12 protein-coding genes are annotated in these 13,422 nt (G+C 37.8%); 2 read left to right on the top strand and 10 right to left on the bottom strand.

The window, feature by feature from the left end; genetic code table 11:
* Positions 1-5: 5 nt before the first annotated feature.
* Genes FCJ93_RS00530 through FCJ93_RS00515 form a run of 4 tightly spaced genes read right to left on the bottom strand, consistent with a single transcriptional unit; the run spans position 6 to position 3,884 of the window.
* Positions 6-974 carry an ABC transporter ATP-binding protein gene (locus FCJ93_RS00530; RefSeq protein WP_137742877.1) on the bottom strand — a complete coding sequence of 323 codons (969 nt, stop codon included), beginning with the start codon at positions 972-974 and terminating at the stop codon, positions 6-8.
* On the bottom strand, positions 958-1,983 hold the full coding sequence (locus FCJ93_RS00525) for an ABC transporter ATP-binding protein (protein WP_137742721.1): 1,026 nt from the start codon (positions 1,981-1,983) through the stop codon (positions 958-960). The genes FCJ93_RS00530 and FCJ93_RS00525 overlap by 17 nt, the downstream gene beginning before the upstream one ends.
* 18 nt (positions 1,984-2,001) lie before the next feature.
* A complete protein-coding gene (locus tag FCJ93_RS00520; RefSeq protein ID WP_137742720.1) occupies positions 2,002-2,895 on the bottom strand; it encodes an ABC transporter permease in 894 nt (297 codons plus the stop codon).
* 2 nt (positions 2,896-2,897) lie between these two features.
* Positions 2,898-3,884, bottom strand: a complete 987-nt coding sequence (locus FCJ93_RS00515) for an ABC transporter permease (RefSeq protein ID WP_408014784.1) — start codon at positions 3,882-3,884, stop codon at positions 2,898-2,900.
* Between the two features lie 199 nt (positions 3,885-4,083).
* Here FCJ93_RS00515 and FCJ93_RS00510 point away from each other — a divergent pair, with 199 nt between their 5' ends.
* Positions 4,084-5,679 (top strand): ABC transporter substrate-binding protein, encoded by a 1,596-nt coding sequence (locus FCJ93_RS00510; RefSeq protein ID WP_373315158.1) that lies wholly within the window; start codon positions 4,084-4,086, stop codon positions 5,677-5,679.
* Positions 5,680-5,737: 58 nt separating this feature from the next.
* Positions 5,738-6,412: an AroM family protein gene (locus tag FCJ93_RS00505; RefSeq protein WP_170211179.1), complete on the top strand. Its 675-nt coding sequence runs from the start codon at positions 5,738-5,740 to the stop codon at positions 6,410-6,412.
* A gap of 333 nt (positions 6,413-6,745) precedes the next feature.
* On the opposite strand, the gene FCJ93_RS00500 is transcribed toward FCJ93_RS00505, so the two are convergent.
* The 6 genes from FCJ93_RS00500 to FCJ93_RS00475 form a co-directional block, all read right to left on the bottom strand.
* The gene (locus FCJ93_RS00500; RefSeq protein ID WP_137742717.1) at positions 6,746-7,546 is read right to left on the bottom strand and encodes an alpha/beta fold hydrolase; all 801 of its coding nucleotides are present in this window, start codon (positions 7,544-7,546) and stop codon (positions 6,746-6,748) included.
* Complete coding sequence (locus tag FCJ93_RS00495; protein ID WP_095311166.1) at positions 7,546-8,157, bottom strand: TetR/AcrR family transcriptional regulator; 612 nt, start codon at positions 8,155-8,157, stop codon at positions 7,546-7,548. Before FCJ93_RS00495 ends, FCJ93_RS00500 begins: the two co-directional genes overlap by 1 nt.
* 387 nt (positions 8,158-8,544) lie before the next feature.
* Complete coding sequence (locus FCJ93_RS00490; protein ID WP_095311169.1) at positions 8,545-8,817, bottom strand: phosphocarrier protein HPr; 273 nt, start codon at positions 8,815-8,817, stop codon at positions 8,545-8,547.
* Between the two features lie 25 nt (positions 8,818-8,842).
* The gene (locus FCJ93_RS00485) at positions 8,843-10,315 is read right to left on the bottom strand and encodes a glycoside hydrolase family 1 protein (RefSeq protein WP_095311171.1); all 1,473 of its coding nucleotides are present in this window, start codon (positions 10,313-10,315) and stop codon (positions 8,843-8,845) included.
* A 144-nt stretch (positions 10,316-10,459) separates the two neighbouring features.
* Complete coding sequence (locus FCJ93_RS00480; protein WP_137742716.1) at positions 10,460-11,896, bottom strand: glycoside hydrolase family 1 protein; 1,437 nt, start codon at positions 11,894-11,896, stop codon at positions 10,460-10,462.
* A 56-nt stretch (positions 11,897-11,952) separates the two neighbouring features.
* Complete coding sequence (locus FCJ93_RS00475; RefSeq protein WP_095311175.1) at positions 11,953-13,374, bottom strand: glycoside hydrolase family 1 protein; 1,422 nt, start codon at positions 13,372-13,374, stop codon at positions 11,953-11,955.
* Between the last annotated feature and the right edge of the window lie 48 nt (positions 13,375-13,422).

Genomic DNA, 13,422 nt, shown 5'->3' with positions numbered 1-13,422 from the left:
CAAAATTAGTTAATTAAATGACATGATACTTGATGTGTATTTTCTGGTGTCACCACTTTTGGTACTGTTGTTTTACAAATATCTACCGCGAATGGGCAACGTTCGTGGAAGCTGCAGCCAGAAGGCGGATTGAGCGGACTTGGAACCTGCCCTTTTAAGATGATACGCTCTTTTTCTTCAAAAGGATTTTCTTTAGGAATTGCTGAAAATAAAGCCTTTGTATATGGATGTCGGGGATTTGAATAAATTTCTTCATATGTTCCAATTTCTACAATTTTTCCTAAATACATCACGGCAATTCGATCACACATATAACGTACGACATTTAAATCATGCGAAATAAATATATATGTTAAATTAAATTCTTTTTGCAATTTTTTTAATAGATTAATAACCTGTGCTTGGACAGAAACATCTAATGCCGAAACAGGCTCATCACATATGACTAACTCGGGATGCAGAGCTAATGCTCTAGCTATATTGATACGCTGTCTTTGCCCCCCAGAAAATTCATGAGGATATCGTGCCGCATATCTTTTGTTTAGACCTACCGTTTCAAGCAATTCTTCTACTCGTTCTCTCCTGCTTTCTTTGTTCCCTACATTGTGAATGACAAGAGGCTCTGCGATTAGTTCACCAATTTTCAAGCGGGGATCAAGGGAAGCATAAGGATCTTGAAAGATCATTTGAATTTTCTTTCGTGTCGCTCTTAATGTTCGTGCATCCATTTCAATCAGGTTTTTCTTTTTGAAATTAACCTCGCCACTAGTTGGCTTGATCAATTGATTAACAAGACGCGCCATCGTAGATTTACCACAGCCTGATTCACCGACGATTCCTAAAGTCTCGCCCGGATAAACTTTAAAATTAACGCCATCAACTGCTTTAACACTTTGCGTTGATTTTTTAAACGGAATATGATTTGATACTGGAAAATGCTTTTTCAAATCCTTAACTTCAAGTAGTGCTTCCATCAAAATATGCATCCTCCTTTCGTTCCAGCTTCTGATCCGATGTTTGAAAATGACAAGCAACCGCATGTCCCTTCGTTGGTTCCATTAACTGAGGGGTCTTCTCAAAACATACAGTTTGAGCGTACGGACAACGCTCTACAAATGGACATCCTTTGACTTCGAAGCTCAAGTCAGGCGGACTACCAGGGATTGTAGCCAGTGGTTTCAAATTATTTTGAGATTCAGTAATTTGTGAGTCTAATAACCCCCATGTATACGGATGCAACGAGTTCTTATATAGCTCCGCTACCGTCCCCGATTCTACTACTCTCCCTGCATACATGACGATGATTTTGTCACATGTTTCCCATACTACCCCTAGATCATGTGTAATCATAATGATCGACATGTTTAACTTTGCTTGTAATTCCTTCATTAGATTCAGTATTTGAGCTTGTACGGTTACATCTAATGCAGTCGTTGGCTCATCAGCTATTAAAAGCTTTGGATCACATGATAAAGCGATGGCAATCATCACTCGTTGACGCATTCCCCCAGAAAATTCGTGCGGATACATATCAATCCTTTTTTCCGGAGCTGGTATACCGACCAACTCTAACATTTTAATCGCTAATTCTCTTGCTTCTTTTTTCGAAACAGCCTTATGTGTTCGAATCGATTCAATAATTTGATTCCCAACCGTAAATACTGGATTTAAACTAGTTGAAGGGTCTTGAAAGATCATTGATATTTCATTTCCGCGAATCTCTCTTATTTCCCGATTTGATAATGTCAATAAGTTTTTACCTTTAAAAATAATCTCTCCACCTGTTATTTTCCCTGGAGGATTCGGTATAAGACGCAGGATGGAAGTCGCTGTCACACTTTTACCAGAACCAGACTCTCCAACAATGCCTAAACTTTCATTCTCATTTAGTGAGAAAGTAACCCCATTTACCGCTTTCGTAACAATGGATCCAGATTTAAATTCGATTTGTAAATCTTTTACACTTAAAATTGGTTCTGACATACTTTTGCCACCCCCATCCTATAACTTCATTTTTGGATCAAGAGCGTCCCTCAATCCATCCCCAAATAGATTAATACCTAGTACTGTAATCAAAATGACTAACCCAGAAAAAGTTGCTAGTTCTGGACTTAGCACGAGAAAGTTCTTACCTTCTTGAAGCATGCTACCCCAAGATGCAGTTGGTGGCTGTACTCCCAATCCTAAGAAACTCAATGATGCCTCTGATATGATCGCTCCCGCAACACTCATCGTTGCATAAACGATTAAAGGAGCAACACTATTGGGAACGACATGTTTAAATAAAATTCTTCCGTGCTTAGCTCCTAAGGAACGAGTTACTTCTATAAATTCTGATTCTTTAACAGTTAAGACTTGACCTCTAACAACCCTAGCAAAACCAGGAATATTCGATATTCCGATCGCAATGATGACATTCACTAACCCTTGTCCTAAAACAGTCATTAAGACGATAGCTAATAAGATAAACGGAAAAGCCATCATTCCATCAATAATTCGCATGATAATAGCGTCTGTTCTTCCTCCGAAATAACCCGAAATTAACCCTAGTAATGATCCAAGGACAGCTCCAAATAATACAGCAGCAACTCCAACTAATAGCGATATTCGGGCACCAAATACAATCCGACTAAAAGTATCGCGTCCGTAGCTGTCTGTTCCTAAAATGTGGCCGTCCTCTCCTGGTCCTAATAATGTTTTTGTGACATCCATCTCATACGGATCATGAGTTGCGAAATACGGGGCAAAAATTGCTGTCGCCGTTAAAAGTAAGATCACAAATAATCCGAGTGCAGCAAAACGATTTCGCAGCAATTTACGAATAAAGGATTGTTCTTTTTTTGATTTTCTATATTGAATGTCTCTCGCTTCTTCGATTCCTTGAACATTGTTCATTCTTACTTTCCACCTCCACTATTGGAGTCAAGATTAACTTTTGGATTCACAACTTTATAGAGGATATCAACGATTAAGTTAATCACTACGTATATAACGGCGATGAAAATAACTGTGCTCTGAACGACGACAAAATCTCGCTTTTCTATCGCATCTACGATCAATAACCCCATTCCTGGCCAACTAAAAATTGTTTCAGTTAATACAGCCCCACCTAATAAGCCAGAAAATTGCAATCCGATAACTGTTAATAAAGGGGTCAACGCATTTTTAAAAGCATGTTTATTAATCACTTTGAATTCTTTTAATCCTTTTGAACGTGCTGTTTTTATATAATCCTGTGAAATGGTTTCCAGCATACTTGAACGTATAATTCTCGCAAACTCAGCAGTAGGGATAGTCGCCAATGCCACACTAGGCAAGATTAGATGGCGGATAAAGCTCCCGAACCCTTCCTCAAGAGATCCCATTCCTGTTGCAGGAAACCATCCTAAATTAACACTAAAATAGAGAACTAACATGACACCTAACCAAAATATCGGCATCGAAACCCCAATTAAAGAGAGAGTTGTAACAGAGTAATCGATAATGGTGTTTTGTTTTCTTGCTGCAATAATCCCTGCTGGCACACCAATCATTACCGCTAGCAATAAAGCACTGACTGCAAGAATAATAGTGTTAGGAAAACGTTCAATAATTAAATCCATAATTGGCCGGTTATACGTAAGTGAATTTCCAAAATCGAACGTCGCTAAGTTTATTAAATAATCAAAAAACTGTTTGTGAAGTGGTTCATTTAACCCCAGCTTTTCCGAATACGCCGCTATATCCTCCGCACTTGCCTGTGGCCCAAGCATAACGGCAGCTGGATCACCTGGTAACATTCTAGTTATAAAAAAAACGATAATCGCTACGATTAATAAAGTCGGTATTAGTTGCAGTATTCTTTTATAGAGAAAACCTTTCAAAATATCCCCTCCTTGATTCATTATCTGAACTATTGTTTTATTATGTGAATTAATAGAATGTTATCATCCTTTTTTTTGTTCGTAAAGTAAAATTAAAAATTTTTTGACTATACCAAACAATTTATATTTACATTATTAAAAATTTTGTGTAAATTATTTATATATTCATTATTTGAACTTTTGTATCACTATGTGAATCAATTAAAAAGGGGGAAAACTAGTGAAAAAGAAAATATGGAGATTAGCACTATTGTCTATGATCATCACGATGGTATTAGCAGCATGTTCTTCTGGAGAAAATTCAACGGAAAATAAAGGTACTGAAAATGAAAGTTCAAGTAATAGCGGCGGTGTTTTAAATATCGGCCTATCATCTAATGCAGCCACTTTAGATCCGACCCTATACACTGGCGTATATGAATCTCAAATCATGCGTTCAATTGCGGATACATTAATTGTCTATGATAAAGATTTACAGAGCTTCGTACCGTCATTAGCAACTGAATGGGAAGCAGCTGATGATATGATGTCCTACACATTTAAATTGAGAGATGATGTACATTTCCAACCAGGTGAATATCAAGATGGTAGACTAATGACGGCAGAAGATGTGAAATACAGCTTAGAACGCTCCGCTAATAAATCAGCACAAAATCGTCTATCTGGTGTCGCAGGTGTCGAAGTTGTGAGTGAGTTTGAAGTAGTAATCCACTTAGTGGCTCCTAATTCAGCTTTACTGGCTATGCTAACTGACCAAGGAAATATCATCATTCCAAAAGAAGAGGTCGAAGGTTGGGGCGATCAATTTGGGGCACACTTAGTCGGGACGGGGCCCTTTATGCTTAAAGAGTGGAAAACAGATCAACAAGTAGATTTAGTAAAGCATGAAAACTACTGGGGTGAAGAGCCTAATTTAGATGGGGTAACTTATAAATTTATTTCTGATCAGTCCATGATGACGAATGCTTTACGTTCCGGTGATATAGATATTGCTACAGATATTAAAGGGCAAAATCGAGAAGTCATTGAACGTGATGAAAATCTAGAATTGCTTTCAACTCCAGGTCTTTCTATTACGTATCTTGACATGAACTACAAACAAGGTCCTACAGCAAATCCGAAAGTCAGGGAAGCTATTTCAAAAGCTACTAACATCGACGAAATTGTTCAAGGTGTTCACCAATGGGGCGGTGGGACTCCAGCATACGGTCCACTCCCAAAAAGCTCTTGGGGCTATGATCAATCTTTCGAATCATTGCGACCAGAGTATAACCCTGAGGAAGCGAAAAAAATCTTAGATGAAACTGAATATGCTGGTGGATTTGAAATTGATCTTTACGTATTAGAAACGCGCCAAAACTATGCTACGATCTTCCAAAATCAAATGAAAAAAAATCTAAATATTGATGTTAATATCAAGGTCTCTGAATGGGGAACATTAACAGAAACAATCTCTAAAAATAACGCGCCAATGAACATCGGTGGATGGTCTTGGTATCCTGACCCATATTTCTTCCTTAACCCACGCTTTCACTCTGACCAAGTAGGAAGCAACGGAAATGGAAAAGCTTACACTAATGAAAAAGTTGATCAATTACTAGACAGAGCGGTATCTGAGACAGTGGACCAAGAAGAACGGGCTAAGTTATATCAAGAGGCAGTCACAGAAATCTTAAATGATTACGCTACTATTGAATTCGACTACTTAGATATTGCAACAGGCATCAACCCAAAGGTAAAAGGATTCAACCTTTCTCCAGATGGAACAATTTCTGTTGTCAGTCCAAACGGGGTCAACATTTCGATAGAAGAATAACAACAGAGAGAAGCAGGAGTGACTCCTGCTTCTCTTTAATTAAAGGAGAGGAATAAATGTGAAAAAACAAATCGGTGTGATTACCATTGGCCAAGCTCCACGAACTGATCTATTACCTGAGATAGAAAGATTCTTTCCAACAAATGTTGAATTTATTCAACGGGGGGTTCTCGATGATTTTAATCAGGAAAAATTACAAAAAATAAAACCAGAATCCGGTCAAACAACACTTGTGTCAAGACTTAAAGATGGAACATCAGCCACAATGGCAAAAGAGAAAGTAATTCCGATTATTCAACGAATCATTGATGATTTTAATCAGAATCAAATCCAATTGATTATTGTCGCATGCACAGGTGAGTTTCCTCCTTTTGACTCGAAAATTCCAATCATCTATCCAGATTATTTATTAAACCATGCAACTCAAGGTATTTTTAGAAAGAAAGAGCAAATAGGTGTCATCATTCCTTTACCTGAACAAGCTGACTCTATTCAGAAAAAATGGCATACTGCAGGCTTCAAAACAATAACGGTCGCCAGCTCTCCCTACCAATTCGACGAACAATCACTTATTCGCGCAACAAAATATCTCGAACAATCTTCCATCCAGACGATTGTACTTGATTGTATCGGTTATACACAGAAAATGAAAGCAATAGTTAGAGAACATTCAACTAAAAATATACTATTATCACGAAATATCGTATTTAAGAATGCCGGAGAATTGTTTTAACGATAAGCTATGCTACATCATGAGAATGACAATTTAAATATACCGATATTCATAAACTGCATTCCAAATGTTAGCCTAACATATAGAGTGCAGTTTTATTTTTTTACCTAATAATTTTCAATCGCCATTTTCCTGTGCAGACGATCATGATTGAATAAGAGACTTGTGATTGCTTAAGCATTTGAAATGGAACTATCCTTAAAACCCTTTTTCTATACGACCTACAAGCTTTTCGCCTCTCCACTTTTTCATTATTTACACATTTCAAGCTGAATAATTTTTTAAAGCGGACATCAAATAGCTGCTCGTCTATTTAATTTGCAGTTGTGAAGTTCATTCAATGGACTGGACAAACTGAATAAGTAAGTGATTAAACTCCTCATAGTTGTCATAATTTGCATTATGAGAGGCATTCGAAATTATTTTCAACGGATATCCTGTTTTTTCAGTCCATCGATTGCAGTATTCTTGAACATACCCTGTATGATCATATTCTCCATAAGTAATCAAAACAGGACAATTAAATTTTACTTCGTCTTCTATCTTAAGAAACTCTCCATATACTGCACTACTAGCTTTTAGCATGCCTTCCTTACCCAATTTTACTAATGACCGGTACATACTTTCTCTCGCTTCATCAGATACAGTAATACTTTTCGCAACAGCTTTACAGTAGTAACGATAGGGATATAAACGTGCAATGGTCGAATAATGTTTTAGAAAAAAAAGTTCTGAACTCTTATAGTAATGTTTACCAAAAGGGGTTGTACCGATTCCTAAAAACCCGATCACTCTCTCTCCATGCTCTTGAATAAAGGACTGAGCGATATACCCCCCTGCCGACTGCCCTACCAGAACTATTTTTTCAATCCTCTCCTGTTCAAGGATAGCTAATAACTCTTCGTTTACGTTCTTGAAGCTGAAATTTGCATACGGTCTCGACTTTCCATGTAAAGGATAATCCCAAGTAATTAACGGATATTCAGGTTTAAGATGATCGACTTGCTTATCAAAAAGGGTATGATCGGCGGTTAATCCGTGACAGAATACAATCGCAAATTTATTTGATGCCACCATTTCGTTCTTCCAATAATAGACGACTCCCCTTGATGATTGTATTCTTCTTTCCCTCATTAACAGCCCTCCAGATAATAATTTCGTTTTAAACTTGTTAAATACAAACGAAACTCCTCTAATACCACTTCTTTCTTCGTTTCACCCTGATCAAAGACTCTAACATAAAATCCATTTGATAAATCTAGGAGGATATCATAGAGTATCCCTAAGTCCTCTTCAAATTTAAATTTAGATTTATCAACAAGATTTAATACTTCGGTTTTTCTTCTACTTATATCTTCCAATATAATCCGATTGATTTCTTCATTATTAATTAAATTATTTTCATCGTATACCCTCATAATAAATTTGTATTGAAACGGGAACGTCTCAACTAATTTTACACGTTGATTAACTTCATTTTCTATTAGTTCAAAAAAATCTTGTCCTCTATCTATTTTGATTCTTTTTTCCCCTTGAATTATTTCCATAGCTGATTGAAACAAAAATTCATATAATGTTTGCTTGTTACGAAAATAGTGGAACAATAAAGATTTAGATATTCCAGCATCATCTGCAATCAGTTGCATGGATGCTTTTTTGTAAGTATGACTTGAAAATACTTTAAAACCTGCGTTAAGTATTTTCTGTTGCTTTAATTCAGGTAATGTTAAAAAACGTTTATTCATTTCCAACCTCTTTTGACCGAATCGGTTTATAATTATAGGCTTTGTTTAATGTCGGTGCTAATTTTCTCTTATCATAGAATCAGAGGAACTTTTTGCATGGTGTGTGAAAACAAGGCTTCACACAAAATGAGGCAAAAATCGGCCACAACATTGCTTAACATAACGTAATTATAAAAAAGATACACGGATTGACCGATTTTGTGAAGGGGACAAATCTCTTTTCACGTCAAAATTCCGTTACGAAAGTACTTTTGTTTGAAATAAAAGGAAAAATAAATTGACAGGAAACACCGTGTCATAAAAAAAGAAAAGACCGGTTACTTGATAAAATTCCTTTCAAGTAACGGGTCCTTAAAATCAGCATTCGCATTTCTATCTAGCTAGTTCTTATTTTCCAGCGGCAAGGCCTTCCTTAGTAATGACTTCGTCAATACGTGCCATTGCCTCTTTTTCATCTTCACCTTTTGCCATTACTTTGACATTCGCCCCTTTTGGGATTCCGAGCGACATAACACCCATAATGGACTTCATATTCACCTGTTTACCGTTATATTCAAGAGTTACTTCCGACTTAAACGGTGAAGTACTATTCACTAATAATGTCGCCGGTCTCGCATGAATACCTGCATCATCAACGATCGTATAATTTTTTTCTATCAATGTTTACTCATCCTCCTATAAACCTTTAATCTAATTGCTCTCCATTACTTGCTATTACGTTTTTATACCACTCAAAAGATTTCTTTTTAATACGGCGTTTCGTTCCTCTGCCCAGATCATCTTGATCTACATAAATGTATCCATATCGTTTCGACATTTGGCTAGTTGAAGCACTTATCATATCAATACAACCCCAGCTCGTATAGCCAAATACATCGACTCCATCTATGATGGCTTCTTTTATTTGCTTGATGTGATCCCTTAAGTAGGAAATGCGATAATCATCAATAATTACATCGCCTTCTTCAACAACATCTGCTGCGCCCAATCCATTTTCGGCAATAAATAATGGCTTTTGGTAACGATCGTATAGTTGGTTTAATGCGGTTCGCAATCCTTTAGGATCAATCTGCCATCCCCAATCACTAGTTGGCAAGTATGGATTTTTAATTCCTCCCGTTATTAAATTCCCCACTGCTCCTTCTAGATTTTCAGGATGGGCGCTTACTGCACTAGACATATAATAACTAAAGGAAATAAAATCAACCGGAAACTCTTTAATCATTTGTTCATCTTCTGGCTCTGTTTCGAGTTTAACACTCTTTTCAGCAAACATCCTTGCTGTATATGCTGGATAATAACCTCGTGCCAGAACATCTGTAAAAAATAGGGATTCACGCTGCTTCTCTATTGTTTTTTGAATATCATCTGGATCACAGCTATATGGAACAAGGAGTTGATAACTAATCATACACCCAACTTTTGCAACAGGGTTAATTTCTTTACAAGCTTTAGTTGCCAAAGCACTGGCAACAAATTGATGATGCGCCCCTTGAAACTTTGCTTGTTCAATATGAGGGTGATTTTCCTCAACAACACCGATACTGACAAAAGGATGATGTTTCACGCAATTTATTTCATTAAAAGGAATCCAATATTTTACTTTACCTTTGTATCGATTAAAAACAGTCGTTGCAAAACGGACATAGAAGTCGATTACTTTACGGTTTACCCAACCGCCGTACTCAGTGGCTAAATATAGGGGCATTTCATAATGTGATAAAGAAACGAGCGGTTCAATGCCATATTTCTCTAGTTCATCAAAAACGCGATCATAAAAAGCCAACCCCGCTTCATTCGGTTCCAGCTCGTCTCCATTTGGAAAAATCCTTGTCCATGCAATCGACATTCGGTATACTTTAAATCCCATTTCAGCAAATAAAGCGATATCTTCTTTATAGTGATGATAAAAGTCTACTCCATGTCGCTTCGGATAATATTTATCACTGGAAGGATCTTGAGCTTCTTCAACTTGTCGGTGGGTCATCATATGCCATTGATCCGTCCAATTTTCTTTCGGCATGCTCTCATCAAAAATATAAACATCAGAGACAGATAAGCCCTTACCACCAACATCACTCGCTCCCTCTACTTGCATTGCAGAAGTGGCTCCTCCCCATAGAAAGTTATCTGGGAATTTGGTTCTCAAGTGAAACATCTTCATAAACCTCCACTTTTTTATTTCTCACATTTGAATCGATTTCATCATCTACAACTGTTCATTCATTTAAACGAATTTACTTATTAACGTTCGTTTTTAATTCCTGACGAATTGACTCCGTTACAAACAGGCACTCTTCCTTTACGTCAAGCCATTCCTTTTAATCACATCTTGGTACCAGTAGAAACTTTTCTTTTTAATTCGGCGCAAATCTTTTTCATCCACTTCATTGCGATTGACATAAACAAAGCCGTAGCGTTTTTGATAACCATTCAACCAGCTTAACAGATCGGTGAACGACCAAGCACAATACCCTATTACATTCACTCCGTCCGATATTGCATCCTGAATGGCCGATACGTGGGATTCCAAAAATTTAATGCGGTAATCATCATTGATGACATCACCTTCTTCAACCGTATCAAATTCACCAAGTCCATTTTCTGTAATTAATACTGGAAGATGATAGCGTGCTTCGATACGTCTAAGAGCAATACGAATTCCCATTGGATCAATCTCCCAATCCCAATTCGTGGTTTCAACGAAAGGATTGTCAGTCGTTTTGTACATACCAGGTACTCCAGAATGCTTCGTAGAGCCCTTTTTGCCGGTTGTATTTTTCACGCCCGCACCGACTCCGCCTACCAATGGATTCTTCTCGACAGCAGTCGTACGGTAGTAGTTTACTCCCATAAAATCAGGCTTTGCTGAACTCAATAATTTGAAATCTCCTTCTTCAACTGTCGGAGTAAGGCCATTCTCCTCTAGGTATTTCCAAGCGGCAGTCGGATATGTTCCCCAAGCGTAAACATCCATCCAAAAATAATTAAGGAGATCCTCTGCGTTTTCAAACGCCATAATATTTTCCGGGTTTGAATTGATTGGATAGTACGGTCTATACGCAAAACTTGGTCCAATTTTGCCATCTGGAACATATTTTCTAAACGAATGAATGACGGTAGCGTTGGCTAAGTTTGCAATATGGTTTGCTTCATACATTCTCTTTTTATCACGAATCCCAGGTGGATGAAGCCCCGAGTCATAACTATAACCTACAAAATAATTTTGCTCATTAAGCGATACCCAGTATTTCACTCGGTCACCGTAGCGCTTGTAGAGAATGACCGCATATCGATTGAAATCCTCAATAATCTTTCTTGATTCCCAGCCACCATACTCTTCAAGAAGTGCTTGTGGCAGATCCCAATGATACAGAGTTAGAATGGGCTCAATATCATATTTCAGAAGCTCGTTAATTAAATCATCATAAAACTGCAAACCCTGTTCATTGACCTCTCCATTACCATCAGGAATAATACGGCTCCATGCGACCGAGAACCTGTAAGCTTTAAGACCCTGTTCAGCCATCAGCTTTACATCTTCTTTAAAACGGTGATAATGATCAACAGCCACATCTCCATTAGAGCCTTTATACGTTCTCCCTTCCTCTCGAACAAAAATATCCCAAACAGATGGACCTTTACCATCTACATTCCATGCACCTTCAACTTGATAAGCAGCAGAAGCCGCTCCCCATAAAAAATGAGGTGGAAAATCAGCCTTATTTTTATGTTCCAAGATAAACCCTCCTTCAATAATCTTGATTTTCGGTTCTTGTGTGGCAAAAAATGAGGTTATTTTTTTTCGTTCCTCTCATACAACGCTCTGCCATCTGTTTCAATCACATTCTTGTACCATCCGAAGCTCTTCTTTTTTCTACGTTCCAGTGTCCCATTTCCATCATTATCTTTATCGACGTAAATATAACCGTAGCGTTTCTCCATTTCTCCTGTTCCAGCACTGACAATGTCTATTGGTCCCCACCATGTATAACCGATAACTTCACACCCATCCTCGATCGCTTCCTGCAATTGAATTAAGTGTTTACGGATATAGTCAATTCTTGCGTCATCATGAATCTCGCCATTCTCGTCAATTTCATCACGTCCACCATAACCATTTTCAACGATGAATAGTGGTATTTGGTAGCGATCATATAGTTCATTACATACGTACCTTAAGCCTTTTGGATCAATGGGCCATCCCCATTCCGTTTTTTCCAAATATGGGTTTTCAAGACCGATAATGCCGCCCGTGTTTCCTAGGATTGGCATCCCAGCTTTATGGGTGGAACTTCTGTAATAACTGAAGCCAAGATAATCCACCGTGTTTTCCTTAATTAGTTCCAGATCTCCGTTCTCCATCACTACTGAGATTCCATGCTCCTTCCAAATCCGCTTCGCATAGCTTGGGTAATAACCTCGAATCATCACATCTGAATAAAATAGCGATCTCCTTCTCAATTCATAAGAGTCGAAAATATCATCCGGATTACATGTGTGAGGATATATCGGACTTAAAGAAAGCATGCAGCCCATTTTGGCATCTGGTGAGATTTCATGGCAGAGTTTCTTAGCAAGAGCACTTGCGACAAATACATGATGTGATGCCTGGTAAATATCTTGCAATTTCTGTTCTTCATCCTTTATCAAAATTCCCCCTGCTGCAAGTGGAATGGTATGAAAATGATTTATTTCATTGAAGTTCATCCAATATTTAACTTTATCCTTGTATCTGGTAATGATCGTTCTTGCATACCTTTCATAAAAACCGATTAGTTGCCGATTCTTCCAACCATCATATTTGAGTATTAAATTCAAAGGGATTTCAAAATGCGAAATAGTGATCACTGGTTCAATCCCATATTTCAGAAGCTCATTAAATAGATCGTCGTAAAATTGCAACCCTTTTTCATTGGGCTCTTCTTCATCACCATTGGGGAATATTCTTGACCACGCAATCGAAGTTCTAAAGCACTTAATCCCGCTTTCTGCAAGTAATGCAATATCCTCTTTGTAACGGTGATAAAAGTCAATCGCTTCATGACTGGCATAAAAGTGTTCTTCATGCACTTCTCCATCAAAATGCCCGCCTACTATCCCGTTTCGATACACATCCGATATAGCCGGTCCTTTACCATCTTCGTTCCATGCGCCTTCCGCCTGATTCGCGGCAATGGCTCCGCCCCATAAAAAATCTTTTGGAAATTCCTTCATACTAAAACCTCCTTAGTTTTCACTAAGAACCGCTGCGCTGAATTTACA

The organism is Robertmurraya siralis, from assembly GCF_005502275.1.
Taxonomy (GTDB): domain Bacteria; phylum Bacillota; class Bacilli; order Bacillales; family Cytobacillaceae; genus Robertmurraya; species Robertmurraya siralis.
Note: the sequence above shows the minus strand (reverse complement) of the source record. Positions and strands in the feature narration are given on the sequence as shown.